Origin of the sequence: Micromonospora sp. SL1-18 (genome assembly GCF_047921505.1) — a bacterium.
GTDB lineage: Bacteria > Actinomycetota > Actinomycetes > Mycobacteriales > Micromonosporaceae > Micromonospora.
The window spans coordinates 1-21,811 of sequence record NZ_JBLROA010000021.1 but is presented as its reverse complement, the minus strand read 5'-3'; the positions used below and the strand labels follow the sequence as shown (position 1 = coordinate 21,811).

The 21,811-nt window shown below is 72.3% G+C and carries 15 protein-coding genes and 1 pseudogene; 5 read left to right on the top strand and 11 right to left on the bottom strand.

The window, feature by feature from the left end; all coding sequences use genetic code 11:
* Window positions 1-51: 51 nt before the first annotated feature.
* The 4 genes from mycP to ACNAW0_RS12850 form a co-directional block, all read right to left on the bottom strand.
* The gene (mycP, locus tag ACNAW0_RS12865; RefSeq protein WP_416288046.1) at window positions 52-1,482 is read right to left on the bottom strand and encodes a type VII secretion-associated serine protease mycosin; all 1,431 of its coding nucleotides are present in this window, start codon (window positions 1,480-1,482) and stop codon (window positions 52-54) included.
* A 10-nt stretch (window positions 1,483-1,492) separates the two neighbouring features.
* A complete protein-coding gene (locus ACNAW0_RS12860; RefSeq protein ID WP_416288045.1) occupies window positions 1,493-2,920 on the bottom strand; it encodes a hypothetical protein in 1,428 nt (475 codons plus the stop codon).
* Between the two features lie 11 nt (window positions 2,921-2,931).
* The gene (locus ACNAW0_RS12855) at window positions 2,932-3,372 is read right to left on the bottom strand and encodes a hypothetical protein (protein WP_416288044.1); all 441 of its coding nucleotides are present in this window, start codon (window positions 3,370-3,372) and stop codon (window positions 2,932-2,934) included.
* A 180-nt stretch (window positions 3,373-3,552) separates the two neighbouring features.
* On the bottom strand, window positions 3,553-5,538 hold the full coding sequence (locus tag ACNAW0_RS12850) for a TIGR03960 family B12-binding radical SAM protein (protein WP_416288043.1): 1,986 nt from the start codon (window positions 5,536-5,538) through the stop codon (window positions 3,553-3,555).
* A gap of 204 nt (window positions 5,539-5,742) precedes the next feature.
* On the opposite strand from ACNAW0_RS12850, the gene ACNAW0_RS12845 reads away from it, so the two are divergent.
* Window positions 5,743-7,263, top strand: coding sequence for a hypothetical protein (locus ACNAW0_RS12845; RefSeq protein ID WP_416288042.1), 1,521 nt, complete (start codon window positions 5,743-5,745; stop codon window positions 7,261-7,263).
* 50 nt (window positions 7,264-7,313) lie between these two features.
* Here the strand turns inward: ACNAW0_RS12845 and ACNAW0_RS12840 are convergent, their stop codons facing one another.
* The 3 genes from ACNAW0_RS12840 to ACNAW0_RS12830 form a co-directional block, all read right to left on the bottom strand.
* Window positions 7,314-8,003 (bottom strand): lysophospholipid acyltransferase family protein, encoded by a 690-nt coding sequence (locus ACNAW0_RS12840; protein WP_416288041.1) that lies wholly within the window; start codon window positions 8,001-8,003, stop codon window positions 7,314-7,316.
* A gap of 161 nt (window positions 8,004-8,164) precedes the next feature.
* Window positions 8,165-11,335: an isoleucine--tRNA ligase gene (gene ileS, locus ACNAW0_RS12835; protein ID WP_416288040.1), complete on the bottom strand. Its 3,171-nt coding sequence runs from the start codon at window positions 11,333-11,335 to the stop codon at window positions 8,165-8,167.
* Between the two features lie 363 nt (window positions 11,336-11,698).
* Complete coding sequence (locus ACNAW0_RS12830) at window positions 11,699-13,255, bottom strand: alkaline phosphatase D family protein (protein WP_416288039.1); 1,557 nt, start codon at window positions 13,253-13,255, stop codon at window positions 11,699-11,701.
* Between the two features lie 229 nt (window positions 13,256-13,484).
* On the opposite strand from ACNAW0_RS12830, the pseudogene ACNAW0_RS12825 reads away from it, so the two are divergent.
* Window positions 13,485-13,924: pseudogene (locus tag ACNAW0_RS12825) on the top strand (carboxymuconolactone decarboxylase family protein).
* 37 nt (window positions 13,925-13,961) lie between these two features.
* Complete coding sequence (locus ACNAW0_RS12820; protein WP_416288114.1) at window positions 13,962-14,645, top strand: sigma factor-like helix-turn-helix DNA-binding protein; 684 nt, start codon at window positions 13,962-13,964, stop codon at window positions 14,643-14,645.
* Window positions 14,646-14,699: 54 nt separating this feature from the next.
* On the opposite strand, the gene ndk is transcribed toward ACNAW0_RS12820, so the two are convergent.
* Window positions 14,700-15,125: a nucleoside-diphosphate kinase gene (ndk, locus tag ACNAW0_RS12815; protein WP_416288038.1), complete on the bottom strand. Its 426-nt coding sequence runs from the start codon at window positions 15,123-15,125 to the stop codon at window positions 14,700-14,702.
* A 143-nt stretch (window positions 15,126-15,268) separates the two neighbouring features.
* Here ndk and ACNAW0_RS12810 point away from each other — a divergent pair, with 143 nt between their 5' ends.
* Window positions 15,269-16,531, top strand: a complete 1,263-nt coding sequence (locus ACNAW0_RS12810) for a VOC family protein (protein ID WP_416288037.1) — start codon at window positions 15,269-15,271, stop codon at window positions 16,529-16,531.
* Between the two features lie 80 nt (window positions 16,532-16,611).
* Here ACNAW0_RS12810 and ACNAW0_RS12805 read toward each other — a convergent pair whose 3' ends face one another.
* From ACNAW0_RS12805 to ACNAW0_RS12795, 3 genes are read right to left on the bottom strand one after another with little or no spacing between them, the layout of a single operon-like run.
* Window positions 16,612-17,067 carry a DUF4233 domain-containing protein gene (locus ACNAW0_RS12805; protein ID WP_416288036.1) on the bottom strand — a complete coding sequence of 152 codons (456 nt, stop codon included), beginning with the start codon at window positions 17,065-17,067 and terminating at the stop codon, window positions 16,612-16,614.
* On the bottom strand, window positions 17,064-18,398 hold the full coding sequence (locus ACNAW0_RS12800) for a bifunctional folylpolyglutamate synthase/dihydrofolate synthase (RefSeq protein WP_416288035.1): 1,335 nt from the start codon (window positions 18,396-18,398) through the stop codon (window positions 17,064-17,066). The genes ACNAW0_RS12805 and ACNAW0_RS12800 overlap by 4 nt, the downstream gene beginning before the upstream one ends.
* The gene (locus ACNAW0_RS12795; protein WP_416288034.1) at window positions 18,395-21,013 is read right to left on the bottom strand and encodes a valine--tRNA ligase; all 2,619 of its coding nucleotides are present in this window, start codon (window positions 21,011-21,013) and stop codon (window positions 18,395-18,397) included. Before ACNAW0_RS12795 ends, ACNAW0_RS12800 begins: the two co-directional genes overlap by 4 nt.
* Before the next feature lie 70 nt (window positions 21,014-21,083).
* On the opposite strand from ACNAW0_RS12795, the gene ACNAW0_RS12790 reads away from it, so the two are divergent.
* The gene (locus ACNAW0_RS12790) at window positions 21,084-21,761 is read left to right on the top strand and encodes a hypothetical protein (protein ID WP_416288033.1); all 678 of its coding nucleotides are present in this window, start codon (window positions 21,084-21,086) and stop codon (window positions 21,759-21,761) included.
* The last annotated feature ends 50 nt before the right edge of the window (window positions 21,762-21,811 follow it).

Here is a 21,811-nt window from a genome sequence, read left to right as displayed (position 1 = left end):
CAGGACCGGTTGCCGGCATCGACCAGGACCGGCTACCGACGGCGGCGACGATCAGGACGGGTTGCCGCCCCCGGGTGGCGGGTACGTTCCCGGCGACGCCGGGGGCGCCCCAGGGGGCGGGCCGTAGCCGGGGGGCGGGGCGTAACCACCCGGAGCGGGCGGAACACCCTGGGCGTAACCACCCGGAGCGGGCGGAGCGCCCGGCGGCCGCCCGTAGCCGGCGGGAACCGGCGGGGTGCCGGGTGGACCGTAGCCCGCGCCGGGCGGGACCCGGTCAAGCAGCTCGTCCGGGGCGTCGGCCGCGAGGGCCGCCTCGCGGCGGTACCGGCGGCGGTTCCAGATCAGGAAGATCGCCAGCGCGAGCAGGATCACCAGCACCACGGCGATGCCGATGCCGATCACCATGACCTGCTGGTCGGTGGGGCCGCCCCGGTCGCCGTACTTGGTCACGTCGAAGTTGTCGTCCTCGGCCGCCTGAGCAGGGGCGCTGGTGGCCGCGGCGGCCGGATCGAGCAGCGGGTTCGCGGAGACCCTCGGCACGTCCTTGGTCAGCGCGGCAACCGGGTCGATCCGGCCGAAACCGTACTGCGGATCACGGCCGGGCGGGCCGGCGTCCCGGGCGGTCTTGATGATCCGGTTGATCACGTTGGCCGCGTCGAGGTCCGGGTACTTCGATCGGATCAGCGCCGCGACACCCGAGACGATCGCGGCGGAGTCGGAGGTGCCGTCGCCCCAGCCGTAGCCGTGCTTCGGGCCGATGTTGTAGATGCTGTCGCCGGGGGCGGCCACGACGGCCTTCGGCCCCTGCACCGAGCCGGACCAGAAGGCACCACCGTGGGTCGTCCCGGTGACCGCGATCACACCCGGTACGTTGGCGGGTTGGATGACGTCGTCGTCTCCCAGCGCGGTGTTGCCAGCGGAGGCGACCAGCACGACGTCCCGGTCAAGGGCGTACTTGATGGCGCTCTCCTTGTCGAGGCTGGCGGCGCCGCCCCCACCCCACGATATGTTGATCACCTTGGCGCCGCTGTCGACGGCCATCCGGATGCCGAGCGGCAGGCTGCCCTCGTCGGTCTTTTCATTGACCGGCACCAGCTTGATCGGCAGGATCTTCGCGTTGGGAGCGACGCCGACGACGCCGTCCCGCCCGGCGTTGCGGGCCGCGATGATGCCGGCCATGTGGGTGCCGTGGCCGTCCGAGTCCGCACGTCCGTCGCCGGAGGCGCCGCCGTAGCTGCGGCCGCCGGGCAGCACCCGACCGGCGAGCTCCGGGTGGGTGGCATCGACGCCGGTGTCCAGCACCGCGACGACCACACCCTGACCGGTGGAAAGCTTGTGCGCCTGGTCGATCCGGAGCTCGTCCAGGTACCACTGCTCGGCCCGCCGGGGCGCGGCGGCCGCCGGTTGGGCGGCCCCCGCCACCAGGAGCCCGGCCAGCAATGCGGCCGCGACTGGTCGGAGTGCGCCGACGTTCAAGCTCATCCGTCCGTCCTCATCGCAGGATGCCCGGGGACGCGGCGTCACCGGTGCCCCACGTATCGTCGTCCTCAGTCAACCATGACGAGGGCTCGGCGCCCGTGCCGCCAGCGCCGTTTCCACCGACGCCGTGCCCGCCACCCATCATGCCGCCGCCCATCATCCCGCCGCCGCGCAGGCCGTTCGCGCCCGCACCGGCGCCGGTCGCGTTGCGCAGCGCGCTGGCCGCGCTGGTCATCGGCGGCACCTTGCCGTTGCCGCCACCGACCATGCCGGGCACGCCGCCCATGCCGATGCCACCGGCCGCGCCGACGCCGCCACCGCCGATGCCACCGGCCGAGCCGATGCCTCCACCGGCACCGCCACCGACTCCGCCGAGGCCGGGCGAGCCGGGGCCGCTTCCCCCGCCGTAGCCCGGGCTGACGGTGGTCGGGGCCTGGGCGCCGGCCAGGCCGGTGCCGTAGGCGTGGTCTGTCCCGGTGTACCCGGGGCCGATGGACGACGGCGTGTGGGAGCCCGGGCCACCGCCGTGGCTGCCGCCGCCGAAATTGCCGCCGGGGGCCGGCGGCGCGATGGACGAGTGGCCACCGCCGGGCACGCCGCCGCCACCGCCGATGCCGGTACTGCCGAGGTTGGGGGCCCCGCCACCACCACCGAAGCCGCCGCCACCGCCTGGGTCGTACCCGGACGGCGGCTTCCGGTCGTCCGGCCGGTAGCCGCCGCGCTGGCGGTCCGGCTCGGGTACGACCAGCTTGGGCCTTTCGGTCTCCACCGCCTTCGGCAGCGGGGACATGGCGCTGTTGGCCGCCTGCTGGTTGTCCCGGTACCAGTTGTCCAGGTGGGACTTGGTGTCCCACCAGCCGCCCCGCTTGTGGTCCTCGGCCTTCCCGTCGATCTTCATGGTCGCTTCGAGGTCGTCGGCCTTGTCGCGGAACGCGCCATCGGCGTACGAGGCGGGGTTGCTCTGGTAGTCCTTGCGCAGCGCGGCGAGGAAGCCCGATGTGCTCTCGCCGTCCCGGGCGTCGTCGAGCTCGGTGCCATTGGGCAGGCTCCACTCGTTCCAGCCGAAGTCGTCCATCAGCGGGATCGGGATGCTGGCGACCGACTTGTGGATGTCAGTCTCGATCCGCGACAGCGCACCGCTGACGTCGCTCGCGTGGGTGATCAGCTCCTCGATGTCCTTGCCGATCTCCCCGAGGTGCTCCCGGTACGCGTCGCCGCCGCTGCCCTTCCAGCCGGAGAGAAGGGCGGGCAGGCCGTCGACGTGCGGGCGCTCCGTGCCGGGCGCGATCGGGCCGACGAACGACCGCCCGACCAGCGAGTCCCGCAGGTAGCCCAGCGCGGTGGAGAGGTTGTTCCATCCCACGCCCACCGAGCCGACCGTCTCCGGGTCCGCGGAAAGCGTCACCTCGCGGACGCACCGCTCCCAGGTTCCCTCAGCCATGATCGTCCCCCTCAGGCCTTGTCCGGGTAGGTGGGGTCGCCGCCGGCGGTGGGCGGCGGGGTGGCAGACTCCAGCAACCGCTCGATCTCCTTGCCGTTGGCGGCGTTGCGCGCCTCGGCGTCGCGGTACGTCTGGGCGATGTCCTCGGTGCCCTTCTTGAGGCTGGCCAGCTTCTGGGAGAGATACTTCAGGTGAGCCTCCATGTTGGCCGTCGACTTGGTCAACGCCTGCCACTGCATGCGGGCGTCCTCGTACGCGCCGAAGGGGGTGCCGTTCGGAACGGTCTGGGCGTTGTTGCTGTCGCCCTTCATCCGCTCCTTGATGCGCTCCATCTCGTATCCGATGGTGTCGTCGACGTACTCCTTCAAACGCTCGACGTACGTTGCCGCGGCGTCCAGGTCCTCGACACTGACGGTGAGATCACCGGTGTCCGGCGGCCTGACTCCACCCATGTTGCTGCCCCTCCCCGTTGCCGACCCGCCGGTCGGTCCATGTCGGAGGCAGCGTATCGAGGGACGGCCAATCGAGGCACCCCCACCCCGGATCACGGGAAGGCCGACCCGACCCGGGCTCGGACACGACGGAGCGCGGGACCCCACCGGGTTCCCGCGCTCCGGGACGCGTCGACCGTGCTAGTGCTGGGTGCCGGCGGGCAGCTTCAGGCCGTTGACCGGGGTCAGCGGCAGCAGCTTCCTGCCGGTGGGGCCGATCTGGATCTCGGTGTCCATCGCCGGGCAGACGCCGCAGTCGAAGCACGGGGTCCACCGGCAGTCGTCCTGCTCGTACTCGGACAGGGCGTCCTGCCAGTCCTGCCAGAGCCAGTCCTTGTCCAGGCCCGAGTCGAGGTGATCCCAGGGCAGGACCTCCAACTCGTCGCGCTCCCGGGTGGTGTACCAGTCGAGGTCCACCCCGAAGGCCGGCAGCACCTCGGCGGCGGCGTCCACCCAGCGCTGGTACGAGAAGTGCTCGCTCCAGCCGTCGAACCGGCCGCCGTTCTCCCAGACCTCGCGGATCACCGCGCCGATCCGGCGGTCACCCCGGGACAGCAGGCCCTCGATCAGCGACGGCTCGCCGTCGTGGTAGCGGAAGCCGATCGCCCGGCCCAGCGACCGGTCGGCGTTGATCGCCTGCTTGAGCAGCTTGAGCCGGTTGTCGATGACCTCCGGGCGCTCGATCGGCGACCACTGGAACGGGGTGTGCGGCTTCGGCACGAAGCCGCCGATGGAGACCGTGCAGCGGATGTCCTTGGACCCGGTGGCCTCCCGGCCGGCCTTGATGACCTCGTGGGCCATCCGGGCGATCTGCAGCACGTCCTCGTCGGTCTCGGTGGGCAGGCCGCACATGAAGTAGAGCTTCACCTGCCGCCAGCCGTTGGTGTACGCGGTGACCACGGTGCGGATGAGGTCCTCCTCCGACACCATCTTGTTGATCACCTTGCGAATCCGCTCCGACCCGCCCTCGGGAGCGAAGGTCAGGCCGGTACGCCGGCCGTTGCGGGACAGCTCCTGGGCCAGGTCGATGTTGAACGCGTCCACCCGGGTCGACGGCAACGAGAGCGAGACGTTCGTGCCCTCGTACTGCTGGGCCAGGCCGGAGCACATGTCGCCGATCTCGGAGTGGTCGGCCGACGACAGCGACAGCAGGCCCACCTCGTGGAAGCCGGAGAACTCCAGCCCCTGCTGCACCATCTGGCCGACTGTGGTGATCGAGCGCTCCCGCACCGGACGGGTGATCATGCCGGCCTGGCAGAACCGGCAGCCGCGGGTGCAGCCGCGGAAGATCTCCACCGCGTACCGCTCGTGGACCGTCTCGGCGAGCGGGACCAGCGGCTTCTTCGGGTACGGCCAGGCGTCCAGGTCCATCGTCGTGCGCTTGTGCACCCGGAACGGCACGTCGGGGCGGTTCGGCACGACCCGCTGGATCCGGCCGTCGGGCAGGTAGTCCACGTCGTAGAAGCGCGGCACGTACACGCTCTCGGTGCGGGCCAGCCGCAGCAGCAGCTCGTCCCGCCCGCCCGGGCAGCCCTCGGCCTTCCAGTCGCGGACGATCGCGGTGATCTCCAGCACCGCCTCCTCGCCGTCGCCGAGCACGGCGGCATCGACGAAGTCGGCGATCGGCTCCGGGTTGAACGCGGCGTGCCCGCCGGCCACGATCACCGGGTCGGCGTCGGTGCGGTCGGCGGCGAGCAGCGGGATGCCGGCCAGGTCGATCGCGGTGAGCAGGTTGGTGTAGCCCAGCTCGGTGGAGAAGGAGACGCCGAACACGTCGAAGTCACGCACCGAGCGGTGCGCGTCGACGGTGAACTGCGGCACGCCGTGGGCGCGCATCAGCCTCTCCAGGTCCGGCCAGACCGCGTACGTCCGCTCGGCGAGCACGTCGGGCAGCTCGTTGAGCACCTCGTAGAGGATCTGCACGCCCTGGTTGGGCAGGCCCACCTCGTACGCGTCGGGATACATCAGCGCCCACCGGACGGTCGCGGCGTCCCAGTCCTTGACCACCGCGCCCAACTCGCCACCGACGTACTGGATGGGCTTGGTCACCTGGGGCAGCAGCGGTTCCAGCCGGGGCCAAACGGAATTGGCCGCGGCGGGACGCGGCGTCGTGGACGGGGCACTCATGATGCCCAAGGGTACGCGGTGCTCCCCCGGCCACCACGCCGCACCGCGACAGCCCACCGCCTGGCTCACCCGGATCTTGGACACCTTCCGTCCGCAGCGCACGGCAACTGTCCAAGATCTGGTACGTCACGACCCGACGAGCGGATTCGTCCGCGGTGGCACGGCGGTACTAACCTCGCAACGGCGCGAGAGGAGAATGCCGCGATGCCGGAGCCGCAGCCGGGCACCGACCGGCCGGCCGACGGGAGCACCTCGGCCACGGGCCAGGAGCCGGGCACCGACGGGAGCACCCCGGCCACGGGCCGGGAGCCCGGCACCGACGGGAGCAACCCGGCCACGGGCCGGGAGCCCGGCACTGACGGGATCGACGGATCGGCCCAGACCCCCGCACCGGCACCGGCGGAAACCGGGACCTCGGGCGTACCGGCCGAGCCGGTCGCGGACGCTCCGGCCCTGCCGGCCGGCGACTCGGACGTACCCACCAGGTCGACCACCAGCCCGGACGCACCGGCCGAGCCGGTCGCGGACGCCGGCGAGCCGACCGACGAGCCGGTACCGGACGACCCGCCGGGGCCCGGGACGGCCGGTGCCACGATCGCCGCGCCCGTACCGACCCGGCAAGGCGACTCCACCACCGTCCCCGGGCGCCCGTCCGGCTCGGCGCCGGTCCCAGGTCAGGGCGGCCCGGACCCGACCCGGGTGGAGACCAGCCCTCAGCCACCCGCACCCAGGTGGAGCGGATCCGCACCGGTCCCGCCCCCGCCGCCGCGCAAGCGCTCCTGGGGTGAGTCCGCCGAGCCCACCCCGGTGCCGCCGGTGGACTCGCCGGAGCACATGGTGCCGGTCGACCCGTGGGAGGGCGTGGACACCAGCGGCTGGGACCTGCACTCCGCCGACTTCCCGGCGCTGCCGCCGACGCCGCCCTACCCGACGCCGGCACACACCCCGCCCTACCCACCCCTGCAGGCCACGCCACCGCCGCCGGGCGCCGGCACGCCGGCGGCCCCGGCACCATTCCCTCCCCCGCCGTTCGCTCCTGCGCCGCCGGTCGCCGCCCGCCCGGTGTCGCAGCCGCCCGTACCGGTCAGGCCACCGCGGCAGCGCCGCCAGACCACGCCGCCGCCTCCCGCGCCACCCGGATGGCAGCCGCCCAAGGGGTACGTGCCCGTGCCGGTCCGCCGCCGGCGCCGCTGGCCCTGGGTGCTGCTGCTCACCGTCGCCTGCTGCTGCGGCGTACCGCTGTGGTGGGCGCAGCCGCTTCGTACCCAGTACCCGGCCAGCGCGACCCTGCCCGATCAGATCGCCGGGCTGCGGCTGCGGCAGGACGAGCGCAGCCAGAAGGAAACCGAGGAGCTGAAGACCGAGGTACGCCGGGCGCACCCGCTCGCCGACGACGCCTTCGCCGGGATCTACAACACGAGCGAGGGCAAGCGGGTGGTCCTCTTCGGCAGCACCGGCTTACGCCTGACCCCCGAAGCGGACGCCGACGCCGAGATCACCCGCCTCACGGACAGCTACGCGCTGGGTCCCGCCGAACCGGTGGAGACCCGCGTCCGGGGCCGGTACGAGCGCTGCGCGGTCGGCCGGGCGAACGGCGACGCGGTGGTGGTGTGCACCTCGGTCGACCACGGCAGCCTGGCCACCGGCGTCTTCACCCGGCTCAACCTGGACGACAGCGGTCACCTGCTGGACCGGCTACGCCAGCAGGTGGTGACCCCGAAGTAACCCTGACCGCCACAACCCGAGCGGTGGGGCAGGCGGCCCGCCGGGACGACTCAGGCGGCCTGGTCGGCGGGGGGCTCGGCGCGCTTGGGGGCGTAGCGCGGGACGTACTCCTGGCCGGTGAGCTTCTGGATCTCGGCCATCAGCTCGTCGGTGATCTCGCGCAGCGACGTCCGGTCGTCGGACCGGCCGGTGACGTCCAGCGGCTTGCCGAACCGGATGCCGATCTCGCCCCGGCCGGGCCGGGGCACCCGCGTGCCGATGGGCTGCACCTTGTCCGTGCCGGTCACGCCGACCGGGATGATCGGCACGCCGGCCGCCACCGCCAGCCGGGCGGCCCCGGTGCGGCCCCGGTAGAGCCGCCCGTCCGGGGAGCGGGTCCCCTCCGGATAGACGGCGACCAAATCACCGGCCTTGAGCACCGGGATGGCCGCGTCGAACGCCGACAACGCCGCCCGACCGCCGGCCCGCGCCACCGGGATGGCGCCCAGCCCGGTGAGCACGAACTTGGAGAACGCGCCCCTCACGCCGGTGCCCGTGAAGTACTCCGACTTGGCCCAGAAGGCCAGGTGTCGCGGCACCACCGTGCCGAGGAGCAGCTCGTCGGCAACCGAGAGGTGGTTGCCCGCGAAGATCGCCCCGCCGGTCGCCGGGATGTGCTCCAACCCCTCCACGGTCGGACGGAAGGCCAACCGCATCGTGGGTGCCACGGCGAGCTTGCCGATGGTGTAGAGCAGCGGCACGGGTCCTCCGGAAATCGGGCTGGTACAGGCGGTGTCACGTTAGCCGACGCCGTCGCGTCGAACCGCGCGGGTGGTCACGCCGCCCGCTCGATGAACCTGAACGGGTTAATGAGGGGCCCCTCCTATGCCTGACGCGTTAAGAAGGGGCCCCTCCTTTCACCTCATACCCGGCGGACGGCGACCGTCACACGCTCGCCGTCGCCGACCTCGCCGGGGAAGCCCTCGACGCCCTCGGCGAAGTCGATGCTCTCGGCGAGCACCTCCCGGGCCACGAAGTCCAGGTGCGCGGCCACCGCCGCACGCACCTCCTCAGAGGCCGAGACCGACGCCACGATCCGGTCCGACACGTCCAGGTCGGCGTCCCGGCGGGCCTGCTGCACCACCCGGACCACGTCCCGGGCCAGCCCCTCGGCGGCCAACTCCGGGGTGACCCGCGCGTCCAGCACGACCACGCCCTCGCTGCCGGGCAGCGGCGCGGAGTTCTCGGCGTCGGCGGCGACCAGGCGCAGCTCGTACTCGCCCTCGGCCAGGGTGACGCCGGCGGCGACCGGGGCGCCGTCGACCAGCTCCCACTCCCCCGCCTTGACCGCCTTGATGACCTGCTGGACCGCCTTGCCGACGCGGGGGCCGAGCGCCCGCGGCACCACCGTCAACACCTGCTGGCAGTACGCGGACACCTCGTCGGTGTAGTCCACCGCCTTCACGTTGACCTCGTCGGCGACCAGGTCGGCGAAGGGCCGCAGCTGCTCCGCCCGCGGCGAGGCCACGGTCAGCTTCGACAGCGGCAGGCGCACCCGCAGTCCCTTGGCCTTGCGCAGCGACAGCGCCGCCGAGGCGACCGCCCGGGTGGCGTCCATCGCGGTCACCAGCTCGTGGTCGGCCGGGAAGTCCTCCGCCGACGGCCAGTCGGTCAGGTGCACCGACCGTTCACCGGTGAGGCCGCGCCAGATCTCCTCCGCGGTCAGCGGCGCCAGCGGCGCCACCACCCGGCAGAGCGTCTCCAGCACCGTCCACAGGGTGTCGAACGCGTCGGCGTCGCCGGACCAGAACCGATCCCGCGAGCGGCGCACGTACCAGTTGGTCAGCGCGTCCAGGAAGGACCGCACGGTGGCGCAGGCGCCGGAGATGTCGTACGCCTCCATCTGCGCCTGGACTGTCGACACCAGCTCGTTCGTCTTCGCCAGCACGTACCGGTCGAGCAGGTCGCCGGCGACGGCTCCGCCCGTCGGCTCAGCGTCCGTCTTCCGCTTTGCCACGTAGCCGTCGGCGTTGGCGTAGAGCGAGAAGAAGTACCAGACGTTCCACAGCGGCAGCAGCACCTGGCGGACCGCGTCCCGGATGCCCGCCTCGGAGACCGCCATGTCACCGCCGCGCAGCACCGGCGAGGACATCAGCATCCAGCGCATCGCGTCCGACCCGTACGAGTCGAAGACGTGGTAGACGTCCGGGTAGTTGCGCAGGCTCTTGGACATCTTGCGCCCGTCCGAGCCGAGCAGGATGCCGTGGCTGAGGCAGTTGCGGAACGCCGGCCGGTCGAACAGCGCGGTGGCCAGCACGTGCATGGTGTAGAACCAGCCGCGGGTCTGCCCGATGTACTCGACGATGAAGTCGCCCGGGTAGTGGTGCTCGAACCACTCGCGGTTCTCGAACGGGTAGTGCACCTGGGCGAACGGCATCGAGCCGGACTCGAACCAGCAGTCCAGCACCTCCGGCACCCGGCGCATCATCGACTTCCCCGTCGGGTCGTCCGGGTTGGGCCGGACCAACTCGTCCACCGCCGGCCGGTGCAGGTCGCTCAGGCGCACTCCGAAGTCACGCTCGATCTCGGCCAGCGAGCCGTACACGTCGACCCGCGGGTAGTTCGGGTCGTCGGACTTCCACACCGGGATCGGCGAGCCCCAGAACCGGTTCCGGCTGATCGACCAGTCCCGGGCGTTGGCCAGCCACTTGCCGAACGAGCCGTCCTTGATGTGCCCCGGGGTCCAGTTGATCTGCTGGTTCAGCTCGACCATCCGGTCCTTGAACTGGCTCACCGCCACGAACCAGGACGACACCGCCTTGTAGACCAGCGGGGTGTCGCAGCGCCAGCAGTGCGGGTACGAGTGGGTGTAGGTGTCCTGCCGGAGCACCACCCCCCGCTCCTTCAGCTCCCGGATCACCGACTTGTTGACGTCGAAGACCTGCTCGCCCTCGTACGGCGCGACCAGCGCGGTGAACCGGGTGTGGTCGTCCACGGTGACGATGGTCGGGATGCCGGCCGCGTTGCAGACGTTCTGGTCGTCCTCACCGAAGGCCGGGGCCAGGTGGACGATCCCGGTACCGTCCTCGGTGGTGACGAAGTCCGCGCCGAGCACCTGGTACGCGTTCTCCCCGGCCTGCTCGACGAGGAAGTCGTACAGCGGGGTGTAGCGGCGACCGACCAGGTCCGCGCCGCGCACGGTGCCGACCTGCTCGTACCCCTCCAGCTCCTTGGCGTACGCGGCCAGCCGCGCGGCACCCACCAGGTGGCGGGAGCCGTCGCGCTCCAGCACCGCGTACTCGATGTCCGGGCCGACGGCGAGCGCCAGGTTCGACGGCAGGGTCCACGGCGTGGTGGTCCAGACGCCGAGCTTGACCGGCCCACGCACCAACTCGGGGGCCGACTCGTCCGGAGTCAACTCGAACCAGACCGTCAGGGTCGGGTCGTGCCGGTCCTTGTAGACGTCGTCCATCCGGGTCTCGGTGTTCGACAGCGGCGTCTCGCACCGCCAGCAGTACGCCAGCACCCGGAAGCCCTCATAGACCAGACCCTTGTCGTGCAGGGTCTTGAAGGCCCACATGACGCTTTCCATGTAGTCCAGGTCGAGCGTCTTGTAGTCGTTGGCGAAGTCCACCCAGCGGGCCTGCCGGGTGACGTACCGCTCCCAGTCCTGGGTGAACTCCAGCACCGAGCTGCGGCAGACCTCGTTGAACCGGGCCACGCCCAGGTCGAGGATCTCCGCCTTGCTGGTGATGCCGAGCTGCTTCTCGGCCACCACCTCGGCCGGCAGGCCGTGGCAGTCCCAGCCGAAGCGCCGCTCCACCCGGCGGCCGCGCATGGTCTGGTAGCGCGGCACCACGTCCTTGACGTACCCGGTGAAGAGGTGGCCGTAGTGCGGCAGGCCGTTGGCGAAGGGCGGGCCGTCGTAGAAGACGTACTCGTTCTCCCCGTTCCCGCCGGCCTCGCGAGCCTCGACGGAGGCCTCGAAAGTCTTGTCGGCCGTCCAGTGCTCCAGGACCCGGCGCTCCACCGCGGGCAGGTCCGGGCTCGCCGGGACGCCGGCGGCGGTCGGGTCGTGCAACGGATAGGCCATCGGGGGTCGCTCTCCTCAGCAGCTCACTGTCAGTGTGGGTCTGCGAGGACGAACCGTTTCCGGGTACGCCGTCACCGGCGCCCCGGGGCAGGCCCGCGGTACCACCCCGCTTGGCGGTCAAAGGTGCGACCGCCCGCTCGTTGGCCGGCTGTGACGGGCCGGTCCCGTCCGGTTCTACTGGGCCGGTCACCCGGCTGTTCTTCCGGAGGCTCGCCGGTGATGGCCGGGTCGTCGCCTGTGTGCCGATAAGCGTACTCGACCGGCCGGCTGCTCCGCCTCCGAGTATCACCCCGTCCCGATGATCATGAGGTTGGCGGCGGATCGGACGATCGCCATCGCCGCCAACCTCATGATCGACGAGGGTCAGCGGGTGGGGGCGGGGAGGGTGGTGGTCCAGAGGGAGACGCCGGCGCGGTCGCGCAGGTGCACCGTCATGGCACCTGACTCGCAGTCGATGGCGACCTCGCCGAAGTGCTGGAAGCCCTCGGCGGGCGAGGTGTTCGCGCGCGGCGGCGCGTTCACGAACACGGCCTGCGGGCCGAACGTGCCGTCCAGGGCGTTCGGGCCGAACGCGCCGGCGTGCGCCGGCCCGGAGACGAACTCCCAGAACGGGGTGAAGTCCCGGAATGCCGCCCGCGCCGGGTCGTAGTGGTGGGCCGCGGTGTAGTGCACGTCGGCGGTGAGGAAGACGATGCCGGTGACCCCGGCCCGGTGGGCGGTGCCCAGCACCTCGGCGAACTCCAGCTCACGGCCGGCCGGCGCGCCCGGGTCGCCCTGCGCCACGCCCTCCTGCGCGCTCGGGCCGTCCGGCACCACCAGGCCGAGCGGCAGGTCGTTGGCGATGACCTTCCAGGTCGCCCGGGACCGGGTCAGCTCCCGGACCAGCCACTCCCGCTGCTCCCGGCCGAGCAGGCCGCGGCCCGGGTCGGCGTACGTGTTGCCGTCGTTCGGGTCCTTGTAGGTCCGCATGTCGAGCACGAAGACGTCCAGCAGCGGCCCGTACGACAGCCGCCGGTAGAGGGGGCCGTCGGCCGCGACCGGCAGCCACTCGTGGAACGCCTGCCGGGCCCGGGCGGCGAGCACGTCCACCCGCTTCTCGGCGTACCGGTCGTCGGTGAGGATCTGCCCCGGGTACCAGTTGTTGCGTACCTCGTGGTCGTCCCACTGGTTGATCTGGGGCACCTCGGCGGCGAACGCGCGCAGGTGATCGTCGAGCAGGTTGTACGCGAACTGCCCGCGATACTCGGCCAGCGTCTCGGCCACCTTGCTCTTCTCCGGGGTGACCAGGTTGCGCCAGACCCGGCCGTCCGGCAGCGTGACGCGCTCGTCAAGCGGGCCGTCGGCGTAGACGGTGTCCCCGCTGCACAGGAAGAAGTCGGGGCGGACCGCCCGCATGGACCGGAAGATCGCCATGCCGTCGAAGTCCGGGTTGATCCCCCAGCCCTGGCCGGCGATGTCCCCCGTCCAGACGAACCGCACGTCCCGCCGCTCGTGCCGGCCGGGCGCGGTGGCGAACGAGCCGACCAGCGGCTCGCTGCTGAGCCCGGGCCGGTCCAGGCTCTCCACGCCCACCCGGTAGTACAGCCGCTCGCCGGAAGGCAGGCCCCGCAACCGCACCCGGCCGGTGAAGTCGGTCGACGGGTCCACCACCGGGCCGCGCAGCAGCCGGGCGCCGCGCAGGTCGGGGCGGCGGCTCACCTCCACGTACATCCGGCCGGGCCGGTCGGCACGGGTCCAGACCAGGGCCGATTCGGCGGTCACGTCGCCGCTCTGCACCCCGTGGGTGAGCACCGGGCGGCCGGATGGCTGCCAGGCCGGCGCCGCCGCGGCCGAGCCGCCGCCGAGCAGGCCGCCGCCGGCCAGTCCGGCGCCGGTCAGCAGTCCGGCGCGCAACACGGTACGTCGATCGAGAGAAGTCATCTTTCCCCTCCGTCGGAATCGGTCCCTTGTGGTCTACCGATCCCAGGTGAGGCGGACCGGCGCACGCGGATGGCCAGCGGGGAAACCCCGGCTGACCACTCGTCGACGTCGTGCGGGGGCACCGCCGCGGGAGCCGCGCTGGGCATGACCACCGTCACAGTCCGCACCTGTCACATCCGGGCCGCGCCGATCCGTCGTGCCCGCGTACGACGACACGAGGGAGGCGGCGATGAGCCGGATCAACATCAGTGCCGTGGCGCCGGAGGCGTACCAGGCGGTGCTCGGGCTGGAGACGTACGTCCAGAAGAACGTGGACCACACCGTGCTGGAGCTGGTGAAGCTGCGGGCATCAATGCTCAACGGCTGCGCGTTCTGCGTCGACATGCACAGCCGCGACGCGCTCGCGGCCGGCGAGTCCAGCCGGCGGCTCTTCGCCGTCGCCGCGTGGCGGGAGGCGCCGTTCTTCGACGAGCGGGAGCGAACCGCGCTGGCGCTGACCGACGCGGTCACCCGGCTCGGTGAACACGGCGTGCCGGACGAGGTGTGGGACGCCGCGGCGAAGTCTGGCCGGAGAAGGAGCTCGCCAACCTGCTCGTCGCGATTGCCACAATCAACGTGTGGAACCGGATCGCGGTGAGCACCCGGCACGAGCCGCCGCACGAGGTGTGACCGCCGTCGAGGCGGCGCAGGCGGCCGGTACGTGGCGATGGACCGGCTGCGCGCCCGGCAGGCCGCCCGGGAGACGTACGTCGGGCCGTGGCTGCCCGAGCCGGTGCCCACCGGGGCGGCCACCCCGTTCGGCCCGCTGGACACCGTCGAGCTGCGGGAGACACTCTCCACCGCGCTGCTGCACCTGCTGGAACGGCTCACCCCACCGGAGCGCGCGGTGTACGTCCTGCACACCGCGTTCGCCCTGCCGTACGCCGAGATCGGCGACCTGTTGGACCGGTCGGCGGCGGACCGCCGGCAGCTGCACCACCGGGCCGCGGCCCGGCTCGCCGACGACCGGCGGCGCTTCACCGCTGGGCCGGAAGAGCAGCGGCGACTGCTCGACGCCTTCCTGGCCGCGGCCCGCGACGGCAACCTGGCCCGGCTGACCGACCTGGTCGCGGCCGACGCCACCGCCTGGAGCGACGGGGGTGGCCGGGTGCGGGCGGCGCGCAACCCGGTCCACGGCGCGGATCGGATCGCCCGCTTCTTCGCCGGCATCTACGGCCACCGCCGCCCGACAGTGGAGGCGGCAGCGGTGGAGCTGAACGGCGCGCCCGCGCTGCTGCTGCGCTGGCCGCCCGGGGCCCGCTACACGCTGTCCGTCGCCGCCGCCGACGGCCGGATCACCGGCCTCTACCTGGTCGGCAACCCCGACAAGCTGGCCCGCGTCACCGGCTGAACACGCGCGACGGCCCCCGTCCCAAGGCGAAGACGGGGGCCGTCGGCGAGGACGTCAGCCCAGCTCGGGGAACCAGAGGGCGATCTCCCGCTTGGCGCTGTCGACCGAGTCGGACGCGTGCACCAGGTTCTCCCGGTTGGACAGGGAGAGGTCGCCCCGGATGGTGCCGGCGGCGGCCTTACGGCCGTCGGTGCTGCCGATCATCCCGCGGACCACCTCGATCACCTGGTCGCCGGAGAGCACCAGGGCCACCAGCGGGCCGCCGATCATGAACGCCTTCAGCGGCGGGTAGAACGGCTTGTCCACGTGCTCGGCGTAGTGCTGGTCGGCGAAGTCGCCGTCCATGGTCCGGGACACCAGCGCGTCGATCCGCAGGCCCTTGCGCTCGAACCGGCCGAGGATCTCGCCCACCAGACCGCGGCGCACCGCGTCGGGCTTGATCAGTACGAGCGTGCGCTCATCCGGGCTGCTGCTGGACACGCTGGGTTCCTCCTGTGCACGGAAGCGGGTCGGGATGGGTACGGTCAGCGTAGCGACCCGGTCCCGGCGCCGACGCGGCGGCTGTTCCTTCCCCCGGTCGCTGGTCCGGCCTAGCCTGGCCCTAGACCCTTGGGAGGTCCACTGTGGCGAACGGCGGGAACCGACCCATCGCGCCGGTACGCAAGCTGATCGCCGCGGTGCTGGGCACCGTGGCCGCGTTCATCGTGCTGTTCGGGCTGGGCATGACGAGCTGGGCGATCGTGGCCCTCGGCGTCGCGCTGCTGGTGCTGGCGATCGCCCTGGCCACCGTGCGCGGTGGCGGACGCGCCTGGGTCGTCGGGCTGGGCCATGTGCACACTGTCTCCGAGCCACCCACCCAGTACGCCTTCGGCCGCTGCGAACTCCAACTCGTGATCGACGCACCCGGGCTGCCACCCCGGTCCAAGAAGATCATCGAGCCGCGGGTCCCGGTCGCCAAGTGGCCGTCGCTGGGCCAGGCGCTGCCCGTCCGGGTCGCCCTCGACGACCAGCGGCACGTCCGCGTCCTCTGGGACGAGGTGCCCACCCAAGCCGAGCTCGCCGCCGCGCTCGCCGACCTCCCACCCGAGTACGCCGACGCCGACCCGGCCGAGGAGGTGCTGATCGCGCAGGAGGCACCGCCGTGGGCGGACCGCGCCTCGGAGGACGACTTCCCGCCCGGGCCGGACCCGCTCCTCGACGACGTCACCGGGCGGCCCGACGACCGCGAGCCGGTGGTGATGCACCAGCGCCGCGGCGGACCGGTGGTGCTGGAGGGCCAGCTCGTCGAGCCGACGGCCGGCGGCCCGGTGGGTGCCGAACCGACGGCCGGCGGCCCGTTGCCGCGTCGGGCCACCACCCCGGCGCAGCGCCCACCCGTTGGCGAGCGGTTCGACCTGGTGGATCCGGTCGACGTCCCGCTGGACGAGCCGGCCGACGAGGCGCCGCCGACCCCGGAGGAGTTGGACGAGGCGATCTTCGGGCCGGCCGGCCACGAGCCGGCCGAGTCGATCAGCCCGATCAGCGGGGTCGGGATCACGCTGCTCGTCACCGACCTGGACCGGTCGCTCGACTTCTACCAGGACCTCGGCTTCGCGGAATTCGACCGGGGCGCCGGCAACGCCGTCCTCACCTCCGGGGCGACCCGGCTGGTGCTGCGCCAGGTGACCGGGGCTGCCCCGATGAGCCGCCGGCTGGTCCACGTCAACCTGGAGGTCGACGACATCCAGGCCGCCTACGAGCGCCTGCGTGGGTCGGGCGTGCGCTTCACGTACGCCCCGCGGGTGGTCAACCGAGGCACCAAGCTGGAGGTGTGGGCGGCGGCCTTCAAGGACCCGGACGGCCACGGCGTCGCCCTCACCCAGTGGCGTACCCTCGCCGACGCCTGATGTGCGAGGAAGGGCCTTTTGTTGACGCCTGTCCGTCAACAAAAGGCCCTTCCAACCAGTGCGCCGCAAACGGTGGCCGCTCAGCCTAGGATGACCCGCCGCACGTGCAGCGTGTACGCCCACACCAGGGCGAAGATGATCCCCAGCACGAGCAGCGACCAGTGCAGCAGCCCGGAGAGCAGCAGCAGGCCCTGCACCACCGTCCCGGCGTGCCACGCCCACCGGCGTCCCATCTGCCCGGCCAGCACCACGCAGGCCACCGCCAGCGCGACGATCGCGGCGATGGCGGCGCCGCTGAGGTGCCCGCCGACCAGCCGGATCGGCTGGATGGCCAGCAGCAGCACCAGCGCCTCCAGCGCGAGCGCCCCCGCGCCGAGCCCGCGCACCGCCTTCTCCGGGTTGCGCAGCCCGGATCGCCGCTGCTCCGACGCCCCGCCCGCCGCTGGCGGCGTTCCGTCAGGCACCGAAGCACCCGCCGGCGGCGGGGTCGCCTCGTCCGGTCGGCCCCCGGCGTCGGGGCGCACCGGGCCGGTCATCGCTTGAGCAGCCGGCGAGCGTCGGCCACGGTCACCACCGATCCTGTGATCAGCACGCCGACGCCGGCCAGCTCGCCGGGTACGTCGGACTCGGCTTCGGCGACGGCCGCCTCGATGGCGTCCGGCATCTCCTCGGCGACCTGCACCCGCTCCGGCCCGAAGACCTCCCGGGCCAGCGCGGCCAGCGCGTCGGCGGGCATCGCCCGGGGCGAGCTGTTCCGGGTGACCACGATCGAGTCGAGCACCGGTTCCAGCAGCTCCAGCAGGCTGGCCGCGTCCTTGTCACCGAGCACGGCGAGCACACCGACCAGCTTGCTGAACGCGAACTCCTCCTGGAGCGCGGTCACCGTGGCGGCCATCCCGTGCGGGTTGTGCGCCCCGTCGAGCAGGATCGACGGGGCGGTCCGCACCTTCTCCAGCCGCCCCGGCGAGCTGGCCGAGGCGAAGCCCTCCCGGACCGCCTCGACGTCGAGCTGCCGCCGCGCCCCCGCCCCGAGGAACGCCTCGACCGCGGCGAGCGCGACGGCCGCGTTCTGCGCCTGGTGCGCGCCGTGCAGCGGGATGAAGATCTCCTCGTACACGCCGCCGAGGCCCTGGATGGTGAGCACCTGGCCACCGACGGCGACCGCCCGGCGCAGCACACCGAACTCGGAGCCCTCCCGGGCGATGGTCGCGCCGACCTCGGCGCAACGCTCCAGGACCGGCCGGACGGCCTCCTCCTCCTGCGCCGCCGCGATCACCGTGGCACCTTTGTGAATGATGCCCGCCTTGTGCAGCGCGATGTCCTGGAGGGTGTCGCCGAGCCACTCGGTGTGGTCCACCCCGATCGGGGTCAACACCGCCACCCCGGCCTGGATCACGTTGGTCGAGTCCTCGGCACCGCCGAGCCCCACCTCGACCACCGCGACGTCGACCGGCGCGTCGGCGAACGTGGCGAACGCCAGCGCGGTGGTCATGTCGAAGTACGTCAGCGGCTCCGCGGCACGCTGGTCGACCAGCTCCGCCAGCGGTGCCACCTCCCGGTACGTGGCGACGAAGCGCTCCTCGCTGACCGGCTCCCCGTCCAGGCTGATCCGCTCCCGGACGGTCTCCAGGTGCGGGCTGGTGTAGCGGCCGGTGTGCAGCCCGAACGCCCGCAGCAGCGAGTCGATCATCCGGGCCGTCGAGGTCTTGCCGTTCGTACCGGTCAGGTGGATCGACGGGTACGCCCGCTGCGGGCTGCCGAGCAGGTCGAGCAGGGTCTCGATCTTCTCCAGCTCGAAGTGCACGCGGGTGAAACCGCGCTCGGCGAGCGCGGCTTCCACCGCGGCGAATTCGGTGCGGTCGGTCACGAGGGCAGCGCCTCCAGCGCGGCGTCGATCCGCACGAGGTCCGCCTCGGCCACCGCGAGCCGCTCACGGATCTTGGCGACCACGTGCTCCGGGGCCTTGCCGACGAACGCCGGGTTGTCCAGCTTCGCCCGCGCCTGCGCGGCCTCCTTCTCGGCGGCCGCCCGGTCCTTGGCTAGCCGGGCCCGTTCGGCCGCCACGTCGATCGAGCCTCGGGTGTCCAGCGCGACGCTGACCTCGCCGGGCATGGCGAGGGTGGCGCTGGCCTGGAAGGCGTCGCCGGGCGCGTCGAGGCGGGCCAGCGACCGGATCAGTGGCTCGTGCGCCCCGATGCCCGCCGGCCCGAGGCCGTCGAGCCGGGCCGCCACCCGCTGAGTCGGCCGCAGCCCCTGGTCCGAGCGGAACCGGCGGATCTCGGTCACCACCCGCTGCAGGGTGACGACCTCGCCCTCCGCGACGTCGTCGACGAGGGTACGGTCAGCCACCGGCCAGGCGGCGGTCATCACCGTCTCCCCGCCGGTCAGCGCGACCCACAGCTCGTCGGTGACGAACGGGATCACCGGGTGCAGCAGCCGCAGCAGCTGGTCCAGCACGTGCCCGAGCACCCATCGGGTGGTGTCCGCCGCCGGCCCGTCCTCGGCGAGCACCGGCTTGCTCAGCTCCACGTACCAGTCGCAAACGTCGTCCCAGGCGAAGTGGTAGAGCAGGTCACAGACCTTCGCGAACTCGTACGCCTCGAACTGCTCGTCCACCTCGGCGGTGACGTGCGCCAGCCGGGACAGGATCCACCGGTCGACCGTGGAGAGCCGGTCGGCGGCGGGCAGCGAGCCCTCGGTGTGCGCGCCGTTCATCAGCGCGAACCGGGTGACGTTCCAGAGCTTGTTGCAGAAGTTGCGGGAGCCCTGGCACCACTCCTCGCTGACCGGCACGTCCTGACCGGGGTTGGCGCCCCGGGCCAGGGTGAACCGGGTGGCGTCGGCACCGAACCGGTCAATCCAGTCCAGCGGGTCGACCACGTTCCCGAACGACTTCGACATCTTCTTGCCGTGCTCGTCGCGGACCATGCCGTGCAGGGCGACCACGTCGAACGGCTGCCGGCCGTCCATCGCGTACAGGCCGAACATCATCATCCGGGCGACCCAGAAGAAAAGGATGTCGTACCCGGTGACCAGCACACTGGTCGGATAGAACTTCGCCAGGTCCGGGGTCTGCTCGGGCCAGCCGAGGGTGGAGAACGGCCACAGGCCGCTGGAGAACCAGGTGTCGAGGACGTCCTCGTCCTGCCGCCAGCCCTCGCCGGTCGGCGGCTCCTCGTCGGGGCCGACACAGACGATCTCGCCGTCCGGGCCGTACCAGACCGGGATGCGGTGGCCCCACCAGAGCTGCCGGGAGATGCACCAGTCGTGCATGTTGTCGACCCAGGCGAAGTAGCGCTTGGCCAGCTCGGCCGGCTCGATCTTCACCCGGCCGTCGCGGACCGCGTCGCCGGCGGCCTTGGCCAGCGGGGCGGTGTTGACGAACCACTGCAACGACAGCCGCGGCTCGACCGTGGTCTTGCACCGCGAGCAGTGCCCCACCGCGTGCACGTACGGCCGCTTCTCGGCCACGATCAGCCCCTGCTCGCGCAGCGCGGCGACGATGGCCGGCCGGGCCTCGTACCGGTCCAGGCCCTCGAACGGTCCCGGCGCGGTGATGATGCCCCGCTCGTCCATGATCGTCATCGACGGCAGGTCGTGCCGCTGGCCGATCTCGAAGTCGTTCGGGTCGTGCGCCGGGGTCACCTTGACCATGCCGGTGCCGAAGCTCGGGTCGACGTGCTCGTCGGCGACGATCGGAATCCGCCGGTCGGTGAGCGGGACGGCCACCTCGGTGCCGATCAGGTGCCGGTACCGCTCGTCGTCCGGGTGCACCGCGACCGCGGTGTCGCCGAGCATCGTCTCGACGCGGGTGGTGGCCACCACGACGTCGTCGCTGTACCGGATCGAGACCAGCTCACCCTCGTCGTCGGTGTGCTCCACCTCGATGTCGGACAGGGCGGTGAGGCAGCGCGGGCACCAGTTGATGATCCGGTTCGCCCGATAGATCAGCCCGTCGTCGAACAGCTTCTTGAACATGGTCTGCACGGCCCGGGACAGGCCCGCGTCCATGGTGAAGCGCTCGCGGTCCCAGTCGACCGCGTCGCCGAGGCGCCGCATCTGGCCCAGGATCGCGCCGCCGGATTCGGCCTTCCACTGCCAGACCCGCTCGACGAACTTCTCCCGGCCCAGGTCGTGGCGGGACAGCCCCTCGCCGGCGAGCTGCCTCTCGACCAGGTTCTGGGTGGCGATGCCGGCGTGGTCCATGCCGGGCAGCCAGAGCGCCTCGTAGCCCTGCATCCGCTTACGCCGGCTCAGCGCGTCCATCAGCGTGTGCTCGAACGCGTGCCCCATGTGCAGCGAGCCGGTGACGTTCGGTGGTGGGATGACGATCGTGAAGGGGGGCTTGTCGCTCTCCGCCGACGCCCGGAAGTGGCCGGCGGCTACCCACTGCTCGTACCGTCGCTGCTCTACCTCGCCGGGCTGGTACTGGCCGGCAAGGGTCGGGGCGTCGGGGCGTCGGGCATCCAGTCTCTCGGTCACCTGAGAAAGTCTACGGAGCGCTTCTGGAGACCTGACGTGCGCCACCTCCTGTTCGCGTACGGTGGCGGACATGTCCGACGCGCACCTCACCGAACGTCACGTCGACGACGGGCCCGAGCCGGTTGACCTGACCGACGAGCCGATCCAGCTGAGCCGCCGTGACCCGGCGCAGGAGCCCGAGCGACGCCCGGCCTCGCGTCGGCGGCGGATCGCGCTGGCCGCCGCGCTGGTGGTCGGGCTGGCCGGTCTGGGGGCGCTCGGCGTCGCCGGCTGGCAGGTGCTGGACCAGAAGGACACCCGGTTGAGTACGCCGGAGAAGGTCGCCGGGCTGACCCGCGACGGCAGCGACCGGGCCCGCAGCACCGCTGAATATCTACGCGACGGATTCGCGGCCGACATCGCCCTGGACCGGAGCTTCGGCGCCATCTACAGCGATCCGGCGGACGCGAAGCGGTCGATCCTCATCTTCGGCGGCACCACCCTGCTCTGGCAGCCCGAACGGGACCTGAACAGCCTCTTCGGGCTGATGGCCGACGAGACCGGGAAGGTGACCGGCCTGCGCGGGGTGGACGCCGGGCGGCTGGGCGGCGTCATGAAGTGCGGTACGACCGGCGGCGACGGCGGCGACTTCGCGGTCTGCGGCTGGGCCGACCACGGGAGCGTGGTGATGGCGATGTTCCCCGGCCGCTCGGTGGACGACTCGGCCGCGCTCTTCCGTCAGATCCGCGATGGCATCCAGAGCCGCTGACCTGTTTCGGGCGCCGACTTCCGACGGTGCCACGCGGAAAACGCCCGCAT